Here is a 19,489-nt window from a genome sequence, read left to right as displayed (position 1 = left end):
ATCCGGGCGGTACGGGCGAGGGGCGGCCCCGGTGGCGGCGTCTCGTACTCTTGGGCGCGTGCTGGAACTCCACGACGCCCCCCTCGCCCCGCTGACCACCTTCCGGCTGGGCGGCCCCGCGGCCCGGCTGGTCACCGCCACCACCGACGCCGAGGTGATCGCCGCCGTCCGTGAGGCCGACGACGCCGGGACGCCGCTGCTGCTCATCGGCGGCGGCTCGAACCTGGTCATCGGCGACAAGGGCTTCGACGGAACCGCCCTGCGCATCGCCACGCGCGGGTTCGAGCTCGACGGCACGCGGCTGGAGGTCGCGGCCGGCGAGGTGTGGACCGACACCGTCGCCCGCACCGTGGAGGCCGGGCTCGCGGGCATCGAGTGCCTCGCCGGCATCCCGGGATCCGCGGGCGCCACCCCCATCCAGAACGTCGGCGCGTACGGCCAGGAGGTCTCCTCGACGATCACCGAGGTGATCGCGTACGACCGCCGGTCCGGCGAGACGGTCACGCTGACGAACGACGCGTGCGCCTTCTCCTATCGCCACAGCCGCTTCAAGGCCGACCCCGAGCGGTACGTCGTCCTGCGCGTCCGCTTCGAGCTGGAGGACGCGGACGGCCTGTCGGCGCCGATCAAGTACGCCGAGACGGCCCGCGCCCTCGGCGTCGAGCCGGGCGACCGCGTGCCGCTGGCCGCCGCCCGCGAGACCGTGCTGAAGCTCCGTGCGGGCAAGGGCATGGTCCTGGACCCCGAGGACCATGACACCTGGTCGGCGGGCTCCTTCTTCACCAACCCGATCCTCACGCAGGAGGAGCTCGCGGCGTTCCACGCGCGCGTGCGTGAGCGGCTGGGCGACGGCGTGGAGCCGCCCGCCTACCCCGCGGGCGACGGCTGTACGAAGACCTCGGCGGCCTGGCTGATCGACAAGGCGGGCTTCACCAAGGGGTACGGCACCGGGCCGGCCCGCATCTCCACCAAGCACACCCTCGCGCTCACCAACCAGGGCGAGGCCACCACCGAGGACCTGCTCGCCCTGGCGCGCGAGGTCGTCGCCGGTGTCCGCGCGGCCTTCGGGATCACGCTCGTCAACGAGCCGGTGACGGTCGGCGTGAGCCTGTAGCCGACCGGCGTCTCAGTAGGCCACGCCCACGCCCTGCTTCACCGTCGCCGGGTCGTCGATCATCGCCAGCATCGCGTGGGCCACGTCGGCGCGCCCGATGAAGCGGCCCTTGGGCGGGAAGCCGCCGACGACCGTGCGGTACGTGCCGGTGAGGGGCTTGTCGAGCAGACGAGGCGGCCGTACCGACGTCCAGTCCGTGGCGCTGCGTGCCAGCTCGGCCTCCATCGCGCGCAGGTCTACGTAGACGTCCTTGAACACCGCGGAGACGACGCCGCGCAGGGTGCGGTCGAGGACGCCGTCGTGCTGCGGCTCGGGTCCGACCGGGGCGGCGCTGACCACCAGCAGCCGTCGTACCCCCTCCGCCTCCATGGCGCCCAGGACCGTACGCGTGAGCCGGGCGGCGACCCCGGCGTCCTTGCGGCTGCGCGCGCCCAGGCCCGACAGGACGGCGTCCCGCCCGGCGACGGCGGGGCGGATCGTCTCCGGGTCGGTGAGGTCGGCGCGGAACACCTCCAGGTTCTCGCCGGTCACGGGCAGCCGCGCGGGATCGCGGACGACCGCGGTGACACGGTGGCCGGCGGCGAGCGCCTGGCGGACCACCTCCCGGCCGATCCCGCCGGTGGCGCCGAAGACGGTGAGGTTCATGGTGTGCCCCCTGTTTCTTACCGCTGTTTCTTGCCGCGTGATGGGTGAGTACCCAAGCACTTCGCGAGCGAGGCGGCGGCGTGACGCTACGCCGGTGTCGTCAGCCAGCTGTCCACTCCCGCCAGCAGCTCCGCCTTCACGTCCGCCGGCGCCGCCGAACCCCGCACCGACTGCCGGGCCAGTTCCGCCAGTTCCGGGTCGGTGAAGCCGTGGTGCTCGCGCGCGATCTCGTACTGGGCGGCCAGACGGGAGCCGAAGAGCAGCGGGTCGTCGGCGCCCAGGGCCATCGGGACCCCGGCCTCGAAGAGGGCGCGCAGGGGGACGTCCTCAGGCTTCTCGTACACGCCCAGCGCCACGTTCGAGGCGGGGCACACCTCGCAGGTGACGCCCCGGTCCGCGAGCCGCTTCAGCAGGCGCGGGTCCTCCGCCGCGCGGACGCCGTGCCCGATGCGCGCGGCGTCGAGGTCGTCCAGGCAGTCGCGGACCGACGCCGGGCCCGTCAGCTCGCCGCCGTGCGGCGCCGCGAGCAGGCCGCCGTCCCGGGCGATCGAGAAGGCCCGGTCGAAGTCCCGCGCCATGCCCCGGCGCTCGTCGTTCGACAGCCCGAAGCCGACCACGCCCCGGTCCGCGTACCGCACCGCGAGCCGGGCCAGCGTGCGCGCGTCCAGCGGGTGCTTCATCCGGTTGGCGGCCACCAGGACCCGCATGCCCAGCCCGGTGTCCCGCGCCGCCGTCTCCACCGCGTCCAGGATGATCTCGAGGGCCGGGATCAGACCGCCCAGCCGGGGCGCGTACGACGTCGGGTCCACCTGGATCTCCAGCCAGCCGGAGCCGTCCTTCAGGTCTTCCTCCGCGGCCTCACGGACCAGGCGCTGGATGTCCTCCGGCTCTCTGAGGCAGGAGCGCGCCGCGTCGTACAGGCGCTGGAAGCGGAACCAGCCGCGCTCGTCGGTGGCCCGCAGTTTCGGCGGCTCCCCGCTGGTCAGGGCCCCGGTGAGCGCCTCGGGCAGGCGCACGCCGTACTTGTCGGCGAGTTCCAGCAGGGTGGTGGGCCGCATCGACCCGGTGAAGTGCAGGTGCAGATGGGCTTTCGGCAGTTCAGAGAGTTCACGTACACGCTCCATTGGGAGATCCTGCCGTACGGCACCGCCGTTTCGACAGCGGTTTCCCCGAACGTGGTCTTGCTCGCACACGAGAACGGGCCGCCTCCCCGGAGGGAAACGGCCCGCGCGCGCGTGAAGCGATCCGGAATCTCAGTCCCGGGCCTCCGCCAGCAGCTTCTGCACCCGGCTCACGCCCTCGACGAGGTCCTCGTCACCGAGCGCGTACGACAGCCGGAGGTAGCCGGGGGTGCCGAAGGCCTCGCCGGGGACGACCGCGACCTCGGCCTCCTCCAGGATCAGCGCGGCCAGCTCGACCGTGTTCTGCGGGCGCTTGCCGCGGATCTCCTTGCCGAGCAGCGCCTTGACCGACGGGTAGGCGTAGAAGGCGCCCTCGGGCTCCGGGCAGAGCACGCCGTCGATCTCGTTGAGCATCCGCACGATGGTCCTGCGGCGCCGGTCGAAGGCCTCGCGCATCTCCTCGACGGCCTTCAGGTCGCCCGACACCGCGGCCAGGGCGGCGGCCTGCGCGACGTTGGAGACGTTCGAGGTGGCGTGCGACTGCAGGTTCGTCGCGGCCTTGACCACGTCCTTCGGGCCGATGACCCAGCCCACGCGCCAGCCGGTCATGGCGTACGTCTTCGCCACACCGTTGACCACGATGCACCTGTCGCGCAGCTCGGGCAGGAGCGCGGGCAGCGAGGTGAACTCGGCGTCGCCGTAGACGAGGTGCTCGTAGATCTCGTCGGTGAGGACCCACAGGCCGTGGTCGGCGGCCCAGCGGCCGATCGCCTCGGCCTCCTCCTGGCTGTAGACGGCGCCGGTCGGGTTGGAGGGGGAGACGAAGAGGACGACCTTCGCCTTCTCCGTGCGGGCCGCCTCGAGCTGCTCGACGCTCACCCGGTAGCCGGTCGTCTCGTCCGCGACGACCTCCACCGGAACGCCGCCCGCCAGACGGATCGACTCGGGGTACGTCGTCCAGTACGGCGCCGGGACGATGACCTCGTCGCCCGGGTCGAGGATCGCGGCGAAGGCCTCGTAGATGGCCTGCTTGCCGCCGTTGGTGACCAGGATCTCGGAGACGTCGGGCTCGTAGCCGGAGTCGCGCAGCGTCTTCGCGGCGATCGCGGCCTTCAGCTCGGGCAGGCCGCCGGCCGGGGTGTAGCGGTGGTACTTCGGGTTCTTGCAGGCCTCGACCGCGGCCTCGACGATGTAGTCCGGCGTCGGGAAGTCGGGCTCACCTGCGCCGAAGCCGATCACCGGACGTCCGGCGGCCTTGAGGGCCTTGGCCTTGGCGTCCACCGCGAGGGTGGCGGACTCGGAGATGGCGCCGACTCGGGCGGAGACCCGGCGCTCGGTGGGAGGGGTTGCAGCGCTCATGGGTCCATCGTTTCAGACCGGAAATGTCCCGGGCACGCGGGTTTCACGGACTGAACAGCATCGGGTCGGCCTGTGAACAAGCGTCCGGATCCGGCCCGTGGCCAGGACGATCTTCCGTCCATGCGACCCCGCGAACACTTTCTGTTCGACGCCGGGCCGCGGACCACGTACACTCTCACCTCGTTGGCCTCCAGCAGACGCCGCGGTCGGTGCACACCGAGCACCCGGCTGAATGCGGTACGTTGGGGGACATACCAAGGGTCGTAGCTCAATTGGTAGAGCACCGGTCTCCAAAACCGGCGGTTGGGGGTTCAAGTCCCTCCGGCCCTGCTACACACACCGCCAGGATGTGTGCGCATGTATACGTACAGCAATGCACCGCCGTGCGGCTCAGGAACCGGGCGCGGCACGGCCACGACCCGGGATCAGGTGAGGAAGCATGACGGACGCCGTGGGCTCCATCGACACGCCTGACGCCCGGGACGAGATGCAGGAGCCGAAGAAGGCCCGTAAGGGCGGCAAGCGCGCCAAGAAGGGCCCGCTGAAGCGCCTCGCGATCTTCTACCGCCAGGTCATCGCGGAGCTCCGCAAGGTCGTCTGGCCGACGCGCAACCAGCTGACGTCGTACACCACGGTGGTGATCTTCTTTGTCGCCATCATGATCGCCCTGGTGACCGTGATTGACTATGGGCTCAACCACGCGGCCACGTACGTCTTCGGCTGAGCCAAGAGCGAAGGGCGCCGTGGTACCGGCGCCCGTTTTCGCATGTTCTACCCCTATGTATCCAGGAAGAAGCAGCCATCGTGTCTGACCCGAACCTGAACGACGACGCCACCGAGCCTCGCGGGGTTGCCGCCGAGACGGTGGCCGACGAGCTCGACATCGTCGAGGGCGCGGACGAGCAGGACGAGTTCGAGGCTGCCGAGGCCGAGGCGGGGGAGCCGGCCGAGGAGGCCGCCGTCCACGTCGTGGACGAGGAGGTCGAGGTCGTCGAGGAGGAGCCCGCCGAGCCCGTCGACCCCATCCAGGCGCTGCGCGACGAGCTGCGCACCCTGCCCGGCGAGTGGTACGTCATCCACACGTACGCCGGTTACGAGAACCGCGTGAAGACCAACCTGGAGCAGCGCGCCGTCTCGCTGAACGTCGAGGACTACATCTTCCAGGCCGAGGTGCCGCAGGAAGAGGTCGTCCAGATCAAGAACGGCGACCGCAAGACGATCAAGCAGAACAAGCTGCCGGGTTACGTCCTGGTCCGTATGGACCTGACGAACGAGTCCTGGGGCGTCGTCCGCAACACCCCGGGCGTCACCGGCTTCGTCGGCAACGCCTACGACCCGTACCCGCTGACCCTGGACGAGATCGTCAAGATGCTCGCCCCGGAGGCCGAGGAGAAGGCCGCCCGCGAGGCCGCCGAGGCCGAGGGCAAGCCCGCCCCGCAGCGCAAGGTCGAGGTCCAGGTGCTGGACTTCGAGGTCGGCGACTCGGTCACCGTCACCGACGGCCCGTTCGCCACGCTCCAGGCGACCATCAACGAGATCAATCCCGACTCGAAGAAGGTCAAGGGCCTGGTGGAGATCTTCGGCCGCGAGACGCCGGTCGAGCTCTCCTTCGACCAGATCCAGAAGAACTAGTTCTCCGACTGTTCTCACTGGAACCATCGCTTCCGTGCAGGTCAGGCGGGCTCTCGCAGCCGGTCTGACCTGCACGGTTTTTGGCCGCGCATCTATACCCGTTATCGTTGTGCGGTATGCCTGCGTCCGGGTTGGTCCCCATACGCAGGCAGGACCCGAACCGAAAGGACCCGGAGAGCTATGCCTCCCAAGAAGAAGAAGGTCACGGGGCTCATCAAGCTCCAGATCCAGGCCGGTGCCGCCAACCCGGCTCCGCCGGTCGGCCCGGCGCTGGGTCAGCACGGCGTCAACATCATGGAGTTCTGCAAGGCCTACAACGCCGCGACCGAGTCGCAGCGTGGCTGGGTCATCCCGGTGGAGATCACGGTCTACGAGGACCGTTCGTTCACCTTCGTGACCAAGACGCCGCCGGCCGCGAAGATGATCCTCAAGGCCGCGGGCATCGAGAAGGGCTCCGGCGAGCCGCACAAGACCAAGGTCGCCAAGATCACCGAGGCGCAGGTCCGCGAGATCGCCACGACGAAGATGCCCGACCTCAACGCCAACGACCTGGACGCCGCCGCGAAGATCATCGCCGGTACCGCGCGTTCCATGGGCGTCACGGTCGAGGGCTGAACCGCACCTTCGTCAATCCAGCGGCCGTAGAAAGCCGCACGTGGTAGGGCCTGCTCGGCCCGTACACCACGACTCCTCACCGAACACACAGGAGCAGTTGTGAGCAAGCGCAGCAAGGCTCTCCGCGCTGCGGACGCCAAGATCGACCGGGAGAAGCAGTACGCCCCGCTCGAGGCCGTCCGTCTCGCCAAGGAGACCTCCACGTCCAAGTTCGACGGCACCGTCGAGGTCGCCTTCCGTCTGGGTGTCGACCCGCGCAAGGCCGACCAGATGGTCCGTGGCACCGTGAACCTTCCGCACGGCACCGGTAAGACCGCCCGGGTCCTGGTCTTCGCGACCGGTGACCGTGCCGAGGCCGCGCGTGCCGCGGGCGCCGACATCGTCGGTGCCGACGAGCTGATCGACGAGGTGGCGAAGGGCCGTCTGGACTTCGACGCCGTCGTCGCCACCCCGGACCTCATGGGCAAGGTCGGCCGCCTCGGCCGCGTCCTCGGCCCGCGTGGTCTGATGCCGAACCCGAAGACCGGCACCGTGACCCCGGACACCGCCAAGGCTGTGACCGAGATCAAGGGCGGCAAGATCGAGTTCCGCGTCGACAAGCACTCGAACCTGCACTTCATCATCGGCAAGACGTCGTTCGACGACACCAAGCTGGTCGAGAACTACGGCGCCGCGCTGGAGGAGATCCTCCGTCTGAAGCCGTCCGCCGCCAAGGGTCGCTACATCAAGAAGGCCGCCATCTCCACCACGATGGGCCCCGGCATCCAGATCGACCCGAACCGCACCCGCAACCTCCTCGTCGAGGAGGACCCGGCCGCCGTCTGAGCCCTGAGCTCACCCGGTAGCCGCGTCAGGCGCGCGTGAACGAGGGCGGGCCCCGCACCCTTTCGAGGTGCGGGGCCCGCCCTGTTTTTGTCACGACCTCTCCTGCGGCTGTCAGTGCGCTGCGTTAGCGTGCGAGCACCGGCTCGCACGCGGGCAGGGGCAGGACTCGTACAGGGGTGGGACGGGATGAAGAGCACGACCGTGCGCCGCGCGGCCCTCTCGATCACGGTGGCGACCGCCCTGGCGGGGATGGCTGCCTGCAGCTCACCGGGCTCCTCCGGTGACGCGGGCGACGAGGCGGGCGGGAGGAGCACGGCGCGCGTCAGCCCCCTGGCCGCCCTGCGCACCGCGGCGAGGTCCACGGACCGGGCCGGGTCGGTCCGGGTCCGCTCCACGACCACCCTGGGACCCCTGATGTCGCTGCGGGCCGACGGCCCCCTCGGCTGGCGCGACGGCGTCACCGGCACGCTCACCATCACGTACACCGGCGGCACGATGGCCCACGCGATGCGCCGCCTGGGTGCGACGTCGATGGAGGCCCGCTATCTGCCCGACGCCTACTACGCGCGGATGGGCGACGGATTCGCCGAGCGGGCGGGCGGCAGGCACTGGATCAGGTACGCGTACGACGACCTGGCCGGCCTCGGCGGCGGCTCCGGCGCACAGCTCAGGGACCAGATGCGCGACACCACGCCGAATCAGGCCGTACGGCTGCTGCTGGCCTCCGCGGACGCACGGAAGGTCGGCGAGGAGAGGGTCCTCGGTGCGCGCGCCGCGCACTACGCCGGCACGGTGGACGTCGCCCGCCTCGCCACCCGGAACTCCGGCCTCGACGCGGACGCCCTGGCCGGCCTGAAGAAGCGGCTCACCCGGGCCGGCGTCACCTCGGAGACCGTCGACATCTGGGTGGACGACCGGGACCTGCTGGTCAAGAAGGTCGAGCGGGCCGCCATGGCCACCGGCGCGACGACCCAGACCGTGTACTACAGCGACTACGGCGTGAAGGTTCCGGCCCAGGAGCCCCCGACGGGCGACACCGCGGACTTCCCGGACCTCGTGAGGAAACCGAACGGCGCCGAACGGACGTCCTGACTCCGGGAGGCCGGAAGAACCCGGAGGATCTTGTGAACCCCGCCCCGGGGTACGCTCGGCTCGGCTGTGAACCGTCCATGCGCTCCTTGAGTTCGTATTGCTGGTCTCCGTTGCCCTGTTTCTGCTGTGACCCTTGGGGGGATCGATGAAGTCTTCAGTGCGTGCCACCGCTCTCATCGCCGTGATCGTCGCCGGAGCCGCGGTGGGGTGCGGTCCGAACAAGGGGTCGGCCGAGGGGTCGCCCGCCCTGACGCCGGCGGCGGCCGTCGCCAAGGCCGCCAAGAACGCGGACGAGATCACCTCCCTCCACTACCGGATGACCGGCAAGGTTCCGGGGCAGGGCCAGGTCAAGGGCGACGCGCGGTTGAGCCTCAAGCCGCTGGCCATGAGCATGAAGATGACGGCCCCGGGCAAGGGCGCCGCCGGCCAGGTCGAGCTCCGGATGGTCGACAAGGTCATGTACATCGGCGGCAGCCCCCAGATGGCCGCCCAGATGCACGGCAAGAAGTGGCTCAAGTTCGACATGTCAGCCCTGGGCAAGGGGACGGACGCCAACCAGTTCGGCGCCGGCCAGGCCAACGACAACCCGGCCGCCCAGGCCACCTTCCTCAGCGGGGCCAAGGACGTGAAGAAGGTCGGCACCGAGACCGTCGAGGGCGTGAAGACCACGCACTACCAGGGCACGGTCACCCTCGACCAGCTCCGCTCCTCCCTCAAGGGCGGCGACAAGGCCGTCCGTGAGCAGCGCGAGAAGAGCATCGCGCAGTTCGAGAAGCTCGGCGTGAACAAGATGAACATGGACATGTGGATCGACGGCGGCGACCACGCCAAGCAGTTCCGCATGCAGGGCGCCGCCGACAAGGGCCCGCTCGACATGACCATCACCTTCCTCGACGTCAACAAGCCGGTGACGGTCACGGCCCCGCCCGCCAAGGAGACCACCGACCTGGCCGCGATGATGAAGGGTGCCGCCGCCGGCAACTGAGCCGTACGAGCGGATTTGCTCGACCGTGCCCCGTTCCCGTACTCTCCTACAGAAGCCAAAGACCGCTGGTCGTTGCCGCATCCTCGCAAGAGGGGCGGTGGCCGAAGGATCCGCTGATATGCGGACGACCCGCGCAGGTGACTGTGGAAGTGCTCCCGGAGTTCGCTGCCTCAAAGTGTGCGAACAGCCGGTCGAGCTACGCCCCGAGCGCCTGCGCCGGGGCGTTTCGTTTACCTCAGCCCCTTCCGAGCGGTCCCATCACCCGGAAGGAGGCCGACGCTCTATGGCAAGGCCCGACAAGGCTGCCGCGGTAGCCGAGCTCGCGGAGCAGTTCCGCAGCTCGAACGCCGCCGTGCTGACCGAGTACCGGGGTCTCACCGTGGCGCAGCTCAAGACGCTGCGTCGTTCGCTCGGTGCAGACGCCCAGTACGCCGTGGTGAAGAACACGCTGACCAAGATTGCGGCCAACGAGGCCGGGATCACTTCGCTCGACGACCTGTTCAACGGTCCGACGGCGGTTGCCTTCATCGCCGGTGACCCGGTGGAGTCGGCGAAGGGTCTTCGTGACTTCGCCAAGGAGAACCCGAACCTCGTCATCAAGGGCGGTGTCCTTGACGGCAAGGCGCTGTCCGCCGACGAGATCAAGAAGCTTGCGGACCTCGAGTCCCGCGAGGTTCTGCTCTCCAAGCTGGCGGGTGCCTTCAAGGGCAAGCAGTCCCAGGCTGCTTCGCTCTTCCAGGCGCTTCCGACGAAGCTCGTCCGCACCGTGGACGCTCTTCGCGCCAAGCAGGACGAGCAGGGCGGTGCCGAGTAACTCGGCTCGCTATCTGACCGCCGCCTGAGCGGCGACGGTCGCAGCGGGCCGAACGTACGCCCGCCTCACATGTACATCCGGCACCAGCCGAATTAGTGGAAGGATCGCCCATCATGGCGAAGCTCAGCCAGGAAGACCTGCTCGCGCAGTTCGAGGAGATGACCCTCATCGAGCTCTCCGAGTTCGTGAAGGCGTTCGAGGAGAAGTTCGACGTCACCGCCGCCGCCGCCGCGCCGGTCGTCGTCGCCGGTGGTGCCGCTGGTGGCGCCGCCGAGGCCGCCGAGGAGAAGGACGAGTTCGACGTCGTCCTCACCGGCGCCGGCGACAAGAAGATCCAGGTCATCAAGGTCGTGCGTGAGCTGACCTCCCTGGGCCTGAAGGAGGCCAAGGACCTCGTCGACGGCACCCCGAAGCCGGTCCTCGAGAAGGTCAACAAGGAGGCCGCTGAGAAGGCCGCCGAGTCCCTCAAGGCTGCCGGTGCGGCCGTCGAGGTCAAGTAAGACCTTTCGGAGCCTCCCAGGCTTCTCTGCGCGCTGATCACGGCCCCCGTAGGGCTGTAACGCGAACGCACCGAAGAGCGATCATCCATCCGGGTGGTCGCTCTTCGGCGTTTGCGAGGGCCCGGCGGCGGCTGCCTTGCGCCCACGGTCGTTGAGGGTATGGTGATCTTCGTCGTGCCCCTCCAGCGCCCCTGGTGGCAGGCCGTACGTGACGAGCGCGGCACCCGGTTTGAGCAAGGGGGCCTTGACGAACCGCACGCAGCGCGCAATTCTCAGGACGCGTCGTCACAAGGATCCGGAATCCGAGGCATGGATCGACGACGAAGAGGGCAGTATCACCGTGCGTTGAGGGCGGCAGGCATCCCGAGGGCGTTGAGAACAACGAGGGTCTCGAAAAACCCGCACTGGACATCAGTGTGCCAAGTGGCTACACTGACCCTTTGCGCTGCCTGTTAGCTGTCCCCTGCCCGTCACCAGGGGCATGCCCTCGCTTGAGCACAGACGACCGGATCATCCCTGACCTGGCCTTTTAGCCAAATCGGGAACTGTCTGTCTTCGTGCACGGGAGAGGGGCCGGTACGCGCGTAGTGAGTCCGAGCCCTCGGAAGGACCCCCTCTTGGCCGCCTCGCGCACTGCCTCGACCGCGAATACGAACAACGGCGCAAGCACCGCCCCGCTGCGCATCTCCTTTGCAAAGATCAAGGAGCCCCTCGAGGTTCCGAACCTTCTCGCGCTGCAAACCGAGAGCTTCGACTGGCTGCTCGGCAACGACGCGTGGAAGGCTCGCGTCGAGCAGGCTCTGGAGAACGGTCAGGACGTCCCCACCAAGTCCGGTCTGGAGGAGATCTTCGAGGAGATCTCCCCGATCGAGGACTTCTCCGGGTCGATGTCCCTGACGTTCCGGGACCACCGCTTCGAGCCGCCGAAGAACTCCATCGACGAGTGCAAGGACCGCGACTTCACGTACGCGGCCCCGCTCTTCGTCACCGCCGAGTTCACCAACAACGAGACCGGCGAGATCAAGTCCCAGACCGTCTTCATGGGCGACTTCCCGCTCATGACGAACAAGGGCACTTTCGTCATCAACGGCACCGAGCGTGTCGTGGTGTCCCAGCTGGTTCGTTCCCCCGGTGTCTACTTCGACTCCTCCATCGACAAGACGTCCGACAAGGACATCTTCTCGGCCAAGATCATCCCGTCCCGGGGTGCCTGGCTGGAGATGGAGATCGACAAGCGCGACATGGTCGGTGTGCGCATCGACCGTAAGCGCAAGCAGTCCGTCACCGTCCTCCTGAAGGCGCTCGGCTGGACCACCGAGCAGATCCTCGAGGAGTTCGGCGAGTACGAGTCCATGCGCGCCACCCTGGAGAAGGACCACACCCAGGGCCAGGACGACGCGCTGCTCGACATCTACCGCAAGCTGCGCCCGGGCGAGCCCCCGACGCGTGAGGCCGCGCAGACGCTGCTCGAGAACCTCTACTTCAACCCGAAGCGCTACGACCTGGCGAAGGTCGGCCGCTACAAGGTCAACAAGAAGCTGGGTGCGGACGCTCCGCTCGACGCGGGTGTCCTGACCGTCGAGGACGTCATCTCGACGATCAAGTACCTGGTGAAGCTGCACGCCGGTGAGACCGAGACGGTCGGCGACAGCGGCCAGTCGATCGTCGTCGAGACCGACGACATCGACCACTTCGGCAACCGTCGTCTGCGCAGCGTCGGCGAGCTCATCCAGAACCAGGTCCGCACGGGTCTGGCTCGTATGGAGCGCGTCGTCCGCGAGCGCATGACCACGCAGGACGTCGAGGCGATCACGCCGCAGACCCTGATCAACATCCGGCCGGTCGTCGCCTCCATCAAGGAGTTCTTCGGCACCAGCCAGCTGTCCCAGTTCATGGACCAGAACAACCCGCTGTCCGGGCTGACGCACAAGCGTCGTCTGTCCGCGCTCGGTCCGGGTGGTCTCTCCCGTGAGCGGGCCGGCTTCGAGGTCCGAGACGTGCACCCGTCCCACTACGGACGTATGTGCCCGATCGAGACCCCTGAAGGACCGAACATCGGTCTGATCGGTTCGCTGGCCTCCTACGGCCGGGTCAACGCGTTCGGCTTCGTGGAGACCCCGTACCGCAAGGTCATCGACGGCCAGGTCACCGACGAGGTGGACTACCTGACCGCCGACGAAGAGGACCGGTTCGTCATCGCGCAGGCCAACGCGCCGCTGACCGACGAGCTCCGCTTCGCCGAGAACCGCGTCCTGGTCCGCCGCCGTGGCGGCGAGGTCGACTACGTCGGTGGCGAGGACGTCGACTACATGGACGTCTCGCCGCGCCAGATGGTGTCGGTCGCGACCGCCATGATCCCGTTCCTCGAGCACGACGACGCCAACCGTGCCCTCATGGGCGCGAACATGATGCGTCAGGCCGTGCCGCTGATCAAGTCCGAGGCCCCGCTCGTCGGCACCGGCATGGAGTACCGCTCCGCCGTCGACGCCGGCGACGTGGTCAAGGCCGAGAAGCCGGGTGTGGTCCAGGAGGTCTCCGCGGACTACGTCACGACCGCGAACGACGACGGCACGTACATCACGTACCGCCTGCACAAGTTCTCGCGCTCCAACCAGGGCACCTCGGTCAACCAGAAGGTCATCGTCAACGAGGGCGACCGGATCATCGAGGGCCAGGTCCTCGCCGACGGTCCGGCCACCGAGAACGGTGAGATGGCCCTCGGCAAGAACCTGCTCGTGGCGTTCATGCCGTGGGAGGGTCACAACTACGAGGACGCGATCATCCTGTCGCAGCGCCTCGTGCAGGACGACGTCCTCTCCTCGATCCACATCGAGGAGCACGAGGTCGACGCCCGTGACACCAAGCTCGGCCCCGAGGAGATCACCCGGGACATCCCGAATGTCTCCGAGGAGGTCCTCGCCGACCTCGACGAGCGCGGCATCATCCGCATCGGCGCCGAGGTCACGGCGGGCGACATCCTCGTCGGCAAGGTCACCCCGAAGGGTGAGACCGAGCTGACGCCGGAGGAGCGCCTGCTGCGCGCGATCTTCGGTGAGAAGGCCCGTGAGGTCCGTGACACCTCGCTGAAGGTGCCGCACGGTGAGACCGGCAAGGTCATCGGCGTGCGCGTCTTCGACCGCGAGGAGGGCGACGAGCTGCCGCCGGGCGTGAACCAGCTGGTCCGCGTCTACGTCGCGCAGAAGCGCAAGATCACCGACGGTGACAAGCTCGCCGGCCGTCACGGCAACAAGGGTGTCATCTCCAAGATCAACCCGATCGAGGACATGCCGTTCCTCGAGGACGGCACCCCGGTCGACATCATCCTCAACCCGCTGGGTGTGCCGTCCCGAATGAACCCGGGACAGGTCCTGGAGATCCACCTCGGCTGGCTCGCCAGCCAGGGCTGGGACGTCTCCGGTCTCGGCGAGGAGTGGGCGAAGCGTCTCCAGGCGATCGGCGCCGACGACGTCGCCCCGCGCACCAACGTCGCGACCCCGGTCTTCGACGGCGCGCGCGAGGACGAGCTGGCCGGTCTGCTGGAGAACACCCGCCCGAACCGCGACGGCGACCGCATGGTCCTCCCGACCGGTAAGGCGAAGCTGTTCGACGGCCGCTCCGGTGAGCCGTTCCCGGACCCGATCTCGGTCGGGTACATGTACATCCTCAAGCTGCACCACCTGGTCGACGACAAGCTGCACGCCCGCTCGACCGGTCCGTACTCGATGATCACCCAGCAGCCGCTGGGTGGTAAGGCTCAGTTCGGTGGACAGCGCTTCGGTGAGATGGAGGTGTGGGCCCTCGAGGCCTACGGCGCCGCGTACGCCCTCCAGGAGCTGCTGACCATCAAGTCCGACGATGTCACCGGCCGCGTGAAGGTCTACGAGGCCATCGTCAAGGGCGAAAACATCCCCGAGCCCGGCATCCCCGAGTCCTTCAAGGTGCTCATCAAGGAGATGCAGTCCCTGTGCCTCAACGTGGAGGTGCTGTCCTCGGACGGCATGTCCATCGAGATGCGCGACACCGACGAGGACGTCTTCCGCGCTGCGGAGGAGCTCGGTATCGACCTGTCCCGGCGCGAGCCGAGCAGCGTCGAAGAGGTCTGACGGGAGTCCGGCAGGCCTTGAGCGATCAAGGCCTGCCGGCCCCAGGACCCCCGTATCAGACCCCAAGACTTACGACCCTGAGAGGGATTGACGCATAGTGCTCGACGTCAACTTCTTCGACGAGCTCCGGATCGGCCTGGCCACCGCTGACGACATCCGTCAGTGGAGCCACGGCGAGGTCAAGAAGCCCGAGACCATCAACTACCGCACCCTGAAGCCCGAAAAGGACGGACTCTTCTGCGAGAAGATCTTCGGTCCGACCCGGGACTGGGAGTGCTACTGCGGCAAGTACAAGCGTGTCCGCTTCAAGGGCATCATCTGTGAGCGGTGCGGCGTCGAGGTCACTCGCGCCAAGGTGCGCCGTGAGCGGATGGGCCACATCGAGCTGGCCGCTCCCGTCACCCACATCTGGTACTTCAAGGGCGTTCCGTCGCGTCTGGGCTACCTGCTCGACCTCGCCCCGAAGGACCTCGAGAAGGTCATCTACTTCGCGGCGTACATGATCACGTACGTCGACGAGGAGCGCCGTCAGCGCGACCTGCCCTCGCTGGAGGCCCACGTCTCCGTCGAGCGTCAGCAGATCGAGAACCGCCGCGACTCCGACCTCGAGGCCCGCGCCAAGAAGCTCGAGACCGACCTGGCCGAGCTCGAGGCCGAGGGTGCCAAGGCCGACGTGCGCCGCAAGGTGCGCGAAGGTGCCGAGCGTGAGATGAAGCAGCTGCGCGACCGTGCGCAGCGCGAGATCGACCGTCTCGACGAGGTGTGGAACCGGTTCAAGAACCTCAAGGTCCAGGACCTCGAGGGCGACGAGCTGCTCTACCGCGAGCTGCGCGACCGCTTCGGCACGTACTTCGACGGCTCGATGGGTGCCGCGGCGCTGCAGAAGCGCCTGGAGTCCTTCGACCTCGAGGAGGAGGCCGAGAAGCTCCGCGAGATCATCCGTACCGGCAAGGGCCAGAAGAAGACCCGTGCGCTCAAGCGCCTGAAGGTCGTCTCCGCGTTCCTGCAGACCAGCAACAGCCCCAAGGGCATGGTGCTCGACTGCGTGCCGGTCATCCCGCCGGACCTGCGTCCGATGGTGCAGCTGGACGGTGGCCGCTTCGCGACCTCCGACCTCAACGACCTGTACCGCCGTGTGATCAACCGCAACAACCGTCTGAAGAGGCTCCTCGACCTCGGCGCGCCCGAGATCATCGTCAACAACGAGAAGCGCATGCTTCAGGAGGCTGTTGACGCCCTCTTCGACAACGGTCGTCGCGGCCGCCCGGTGACCGGTCCCGGTAACCGCCCGCTGAAGTCCCTCAGCGACATGCTGAAGGGTAAGCAGGGTCGATTCCGTCAGAACCTGCTCGGTAAGCGTGTGGACTACTCCGCGCGTTCCGTCATCGTCGTCGGTCCGCAGCTGAAGCTGCACCAGTGCGGTCTGCCCAAGGCCATGGCGCTGGAGCTCTTCAAGCCGTTCGTGATGAAGCGCCTGGTCGACCTGAACCACGCGCAGAACATCAAGAGCGCCAAGCGGATGGTCGAGCGCGGCCGCACGGTCGTGTACGACGTCCTCGAAGAGGTCATCGCCGAGCACCCGGTTCTGCTGAACCGTGCGCCCACCCTGCACCGCCTCGGCATCCAGGCCTTCGAGCCGCAGCTGGTCGAGGGCAAGGCCATCCAGATCCACCCGCTCGTCTGCACCGCGTTCAACGCGGACTTCGACGGTGACCAGATGGCCGTGCACCTGCCGCTGTCCGCGGAGGCGCAGGCCGAGGCCCGCATCCTGATGCTGTCCTCGAACAACATCCTCAAGCCCGCCGACGGCCGTCCGGTGACGATGCCGACCCAGGACATGGTCCTCGGTCTGTTCTTCCTCACCACCGACGGCGAGCTGCGTGACACCAAGGGCGAGGGCCGGTCCTTCGGCTCCACGGCCGAGGCGATCATGGCGTTCGACGCCGGCGAGCTCGCGCTGCAGTCGCCGATCGACATCCGCTTCCCGGTGGGCACCATCCCGCCGCGCGGCTGGACCCCGCCGGCGCGCGAGGAGGGCGAGCCCGAGTGGCAGCAGGGTGACTCGTTCCGCCTGCGTACGACTCTGGGCCGCGCGCTCTTCAACGAGCTGCTGCCCGAGGACTACCCGTTCGTCGACTACTCGGTGGGCAAGAAGCAGCTCTCCGAGATCGTCAACGACCTGGCCGAGCGCTACCCCAAGGTCATCGTGGCGGCGACGCTCGACAACCTGAAGGCGGCCGGCTTCTACTGGGCGACCCGTTCCGGTGTCACCGTGGCCATCTCCGACGTCGTCGTTCCCGAGGCGAAGAAGGAGATCGTCAAGGGCTACGAGGCGCAGGACGAGAAGGTCCAGAAGCAGTACGAGCGCGGTCTGATCACGAAGGAAGAGCGCACTCAGGAGCTCATCGCGATCTGGACCAAGGCGACCAACGAGGTCGCCGAGGCGATGAACGAGAACTTCCCCAAGACGAACCCCATCTTCATGATGGTTGACTCGGGTGCCCGAGGAAACATGATGCAGATGCGGCAGATCGCCGGTATGCGTGGTCTGGTGTCGAACGCCAAGAACGAAACCATCCCGCGTCCGATCAAGGCGTCCTTCCGTGAGGGCCTGTCAGTGCTGGAGTACTTCATCTCCACGCACGGTGCCCGTAAGGGTCTCGCGGACACCGCCCTTCGTACCGCCGACTCGGGTTACCTCACCCGTCGTCTGGTGGACGTCTCGCAGGACGTCATCATCCGCGAGGAGGACTGCGGCACCGAGCGCGGTCTGAAGCTGCGGATCGCCTCGCGCGGCGAGGACGGCGTGCTGCGCAAGGCCGACGACGTCGAGACCAGCGTCTACGCCCGCATGCTCGCCGAGGACGTCGTCATCGACGGCAAGGTGATCGCGCCGGCCAACGTGGACCTCGGCGACGTCCTCATCGACCAGCTGGTGGCCCACGGCGTCGAGGAGGTCAAGACCCGTTCGATCCTGACCTGCGAGTCCGCCGTCGGCACCTGCGCCATGTGCTACGGCCGCTCGCTGGCCACCGGCAAGCTGGTCGACATCGGTGAGGCGGTCGGCATCATCGCCGCCCAGTCCATCGGTGAGCCCGGTACCCAGCTGACGATGCGTACCTTCCACACCGGTGGTGTGGCCGGTGACGACATCACCCAGGGTCTGCCCCGTGTCGTCGAGCTCTTCGAGGCTCGTACGCCGAAGGGTGTCGCCCCGATCTCCGAGGCCTCCGGCCGCGTGCGGATCGAGGAGACCGAGAAGACCAAGAAGATCGTCGTCACCCCGGACGACGGCAGCGACGAGACGGCGTTCCCGATCTCAAAGCGTGCCCGTCTGCTGGTCAGCGAGGGCGAGCACGTCGAGGTGGGCCAGAAGCTCACCGTGGGTGCCACCAACCCGCACGACGTGCTGCGCATTCTGGGTCAGCGTGCCGTCCAGGTCCACCTGGTCGGCGAGGTCCAGAAGGTCTACAACTCGCAGGGTGTGTCGATCCACGACAAGCACATCGAGATCATCATCCGGCAGATGCTGCGCCGTGTGACGATCATCGAGTCGGGCGACGCGGAGCTGCTGCCCGGCGAGCTGGTCGAGCGCTCGAAGTTCGAGACCGAGAACCGTCGGGTCGTGACGGAAGGCGGCCACCCGGCCTCCGGTCGTCCGCAGCTGATGGGTATCACCAAGGCCTCGCTGGCGACGGAATCCTGGCTGTCGGCCGCCTCCTTCCAGGAGACGACCCGAGTCCTGACGGACGCGGCGATCAACGCCAAGTCCGACAGCCTCATCGGCCTCAAGGAGAACGTCATCATCGGTAAGCTCATCCCGGCCGGTACGGGTCTGTCCCGCTACCGCAACATCCGGGTCGAGCCGACCGAGGAGGCCAAGGCCGCGATGTACTCGGCCGTCGGTTACGACGACATCGACTACTCGCCGTTCGGCACCGGCTCCGGCCAGGCCGTTCCGCTGGAGGACTACGACTACGGTCCGTACAACCAGTGAGTGGTTGACATGAGTTGAAGGGCGGTCACCCCGTGGGGGTGACCGCCCTTCGGCGTTTTCCGGTGCGTCGGCGGAACCGGAGGTGGATGCTGTGCGTTGGAGAGGGTGGACGCAGTCCGTGCCGTCCGGGGGAGGTGTTCGTGTCGTATCCGTCGCCATGGCAGCCGTGGCAGCAGCAGAGCAGCCCCTCGATGCTCGCCTCCCACGCGGACCGCGAGCGTGCCGTGGACGTGCTCCGGGCGGGGTTCAGTGAAGGCCGCCTTCAGCAGGCCGAGTTCGACCGGAGGGTGGGCCGGGCGTACGAGGCCCGGACGGTCGGTGAGCTGGCGCTGCTCGTCGCCGACCTGCCCCAGGGGCCGCTGGCGATACCGCCGTCGGTCTCGCCCCCGCAGCTCTTCGCGCCCGTGCCGCGCACCTTCCTGCCCGCCCCGCCCACCAACGGCAAGGCGGTCGGCGCCCTGGTGTGCGGTGTCCTCACGATGGTGACGGCGGGGCTCACCGGCATCCCCGCGGTGGTCCTCGGCCACTCCGCCCGCGCGGAGATACGCCGCACCGGCGAGGGCGGGGACGCGTTCGCCCTGGCCGGCCTCGTCCTGGGCTGGCTGTCCGTGGCGGGCTGGGCGGCGTTCCTGACGATCCTGATCCTCGCGGCGGCCCTGTAGCGCGGGCCGCGCCTCGGCGGTCGTC

15 protein-coding genes and 1 tRNA gene are annotated in these 19,489 nt (G+C 68.2%); 13 read left to right on the top strand and 3 right to left on the bottom strand.

Annotation, left to right across the window (positions count from 1 at the left end; genetic code table 11):
• Positions 1–58: 58 nt before the first annotated feature.
• Positions 59–1,114: a UDP-N-acetylmuramate dehydrogenase gene (locus tag ABZ910_RS19825; protein WP_361366442.1), complete on the top strand. Its 1,056-nt coding sequence runs from the start codon at positions 59–61 to the stop codon at positions 1,112–1,114.
• A 12-nt stretch (positions 1,115–1,126) separates the two neighbouring features.
• Here ABZ910_RS19825 and ABZ910_RS19820 read toward each other — a convergent pair whose 3' ends face one another.
• The 3 genes from ABZ910_RS19820 to ABZ910_RS19810 all read right to left on the bottom strand — a co-directional run bounded on the left by ABZ910_RS19820 (position 1,127) and on the right by ABZ910_RS19810 (position 4,239).
• Positions 1,127–1,759 carry an NAD(P)H-binding protein gene (locus tag ABZ910_RS19820; RefSeq protein WP_361366439.1) on the bottom strand — a complete coding sequence of 211 codons (633 nt, stop codon included), beginning with the start codon at positions 1,757–1,759 and terminating at the stop codon, positions 1,127–1,129.
• Positions 1,760–1,845: 86 nt separating this feature from the next.
• A complete protein-coding gene (locus tag ABZ910_RS19815) occupies positions 1,846–2,883 on the bottom strand; it encodes an adenosine deaminase (RefSeq protein ID WP_361366436.1) in 1,038 nt (345 codons plus the stop codon).
• Between the two features lie 129 nt (positions 2,884–3,012).
• On the bottom strand, positions 3,013–4,239 hold the full coding sequence (locus ABZ910_RS19810; protein WP_361366433.1) for a pyridoxal phosphate-dependent aminotransferase: 1,227 nt from the start codon (positions 4,237–4,239) through the stop codon (positions 3,013–3,015).
• Positions 4,240–4,496: 257 nt separating this feature from the next.
• Between ABZ910_RS19810 and ABZ910_RS19805 the strand changes: the two genes are divergently transcribed.
• The 12 genes from ABZ910_RS19805 (at position 4,497) to ABZ910_RS19750 (ending at position 19,464) form a co-directional block, all read left to right on the top strand.
• Positions 4,497–4,569 (top strand) — tRNA-Trp (locus ABZ910_RS19805).
• A 109-nt stretch (positions 4,570–4,678) separates the two neighbouring features.
• Positions 4,679–4,963 carry a preprotein translocase subunit SecE gene (gene secE / locus ABZ910_RS19800; protein WP_361366430.1) on the top strand — a complete coding sequence of 95 codons (285 nt, stop codon included), beginning with the start codon at positions 4,679–4,681 and terminating at the stop codon, positions 4,961–4,963.
• 80 nt (positions 4,964–5,043) lie between these two features.
• Positions 5,044–5,871: a transcription termination/antitermination protein NusG gene (gene nusG, locus ABZ910_RS19795; protein WP_361366427.1), complete on the top strand. Its 828-nt coding sequence runs from the start codon at positions 5,044–5,046 to the stop codon at positions 5,869–5,871.
• A gap of 180 nt (positions 5,872–6,051) precedes the next feature.
• Positions 6,052–6,486: a 50S ribosomal protein L11 gene (rplK, locus tag ABZ910_RS19790; protein ID WP_033528316.1), complete on the top strand. Its 435-nt coding sequence runs from the start codon at positions 6,052–6,054 to the stop codon at positions 6,484–6,486.
• Positions 6,487–6,585: 99 nt separating this feature from the next.
• Complete coding sequence (rplA, locus tag ABZ910_RS19785) at positions 6,586–7,311, top strand: 50S ribosomal protein L1 (RefSeq protein WP_361366424.1); 726 nt, start codon at positions 6,586–6,588, stop codon at positions 7,309–7,311.
• 186 nt (positions 7,312–7,497) lie between these two features.
• Entirely contained in the window at positions 7,498–8,403 is a 906-nt protein-coding gene (locus ABZ910_RS19780) for a hypothetical protein (protein WP_361366422.1), read from the top strand.
• Between the two features lie 145 nt (positions 8,404–8,548).
• Positions 8,549–9,388: an LppX_LprAFG lipoprotein gene (locus tag ABZ910_RS19775; RefSeq protein WP_361366419.1), complete on the top strand. Its 840-nt coding sequence runs from the start codon at positions 8,549–8,551 to the stop codon at positions 9,386–9,388.
• Between the two features lie 283 nt (positions 9,389–9,671).
• Entirely contained in the window at positions 9,672–10,202 is a 531-nt protein-coding gene (gene rplJ / locus ABZ910_RS19770; RefSeq protein WP_361366416.1) for a 50S ribosomal protein L10, read from the top strand.
• A gap of 113 nt (positions 10,203–10,315) precedes the next feature.
• Positions 10,316–10,702 (top strand): 50S ribosomal protein L7/L12, encoded by a 387-nt coding sequence (gene rplL, locus ABZ910_RS19765; RefSeq protein ID WP_361366413.1) that lies wholly within the window; start codon positions 10,316–10,318, stop codon positions 10,700–10,702.
• 617 nt (positions 10,703–11,319) lie between these two features.
• A complete protein-coding gene (gene rpoB, locus ABZ910_RS19760; protein ID WP_361366411.1) occupies positions 11,320–14,805 on the top strand; it encodes a DNA-directed RNA polymerase subunit beta in 3,486 nt (1,161 codons plus the stop codon).
• Between the two features lie 97 nt (positions 14,806–14,902).
• On the top strand, positions 14,903–18,802 hold the full coding sequence (locus ABZ910_RS19755; protein ID WP_361366408.1) for a DNA-directed RNA polymerase subunit beta': 3,900 nt from the start codon (positions 14,903–14,905) through the stop codon (positions 18,800–18,802).
• A 140-nt stretch (positions 18,803–18,942) separates the two neighbouring features.
• Positions 18,943–19,464 carry a DUF1707 and DUF4190 domain-containing protein gene (locus tag ABZ910_RS19750; RefSeq protein ID WP_361366405.1) on the top strand — a complete coding sequence of 174 codons (522 nt, stop codon included), beginning with the start codon at positions 18,943–18,945 and terminating at the stop codon, positions 19,462–19,464.
• Positions 19,465–19,489 lie beyond the last annotated feature (25 nt).

Source organism: Streptomyces sp. NPDC046805, assembly GCF_040645355.1.
Taxonomy (GTDB): Bacteria; Actinomycetota; Actinomycetes; order Streptomycetales; family Streptomycetaceae; genus Streptomyces.
The sequence above is the reverse complement of the archived record's forward strand: the minus strand, read 5'-3'. Positions and strand labels throughout refer to the sequence as shown.

Excerpts from the sequence above, each read along its gene's own strand:
- ABZ910_RS19810 (WP_361366433.1), bottom strand. The coding sequence starts at position 4,239 with ATGAGCGCTGCAACCCCTCCCACCGAGCGCCGGGTCTCCGCCCGAGTC.
- ABZ910_RS19815 (WP_361366436.1), bottom strand. The coding sequence starts at position 2,883 with ATGGAGCGTGTACGTGAACTCTCTGAACTGCCGAAAGCCCATCTGCAC.
- rplK (WP_033528316.1), top strand. The coding sequence starts at position 6,052 with ATGCCTCCCAAGAAGAAGAAGGTCACGGGGCTCATCAAGCTCCAGATC.
- secE (WP_361366430.1), top strand. The coding sequence starts at position 4,679 with ATGACGGACGCCGTGGGCTCCATCGACACGCCTGACGCCCGGGACGAG.
- ABZ910_RS19775 (WP_361366419.1), top strand. The coding sequence starts at position 8,549 with ATGAAGTCTTCAGTGCGTGCCACCGCTCTCATCGCCGTGATCGTCGCC.
- ABZ910_RS19780 (WP_361366422.1), top strand. The coding sequence starts at position 7,498 with ATGAAGAGCACGACCGTGCGCCGCGCGGCCCTCTCGATCACGGTGGCG.
- rplL (WP_361366413.1), top strand. The coding sequence starts at position 10,316 with ATGGCGAAGCTCAGCCAGGAAGACCTGCTCGCGCAGTTCGAGGAGATG.
- rplJ (WP_361366416.1), top strand. The coding sequence starts at position 9,672 with ATGGCAAGGCCCGACAAGGCTGCCGCGGTAGCCGAGCTCGCGGAGCAG.
- ABZ910_RS19820 (WP_361366439.1), bottom strand. The coding sequence starts at position 1,759 with ATGAACCTCACCGTCTTCGGCGCCACCGGCGGGATCGGCCGGGAGGTG.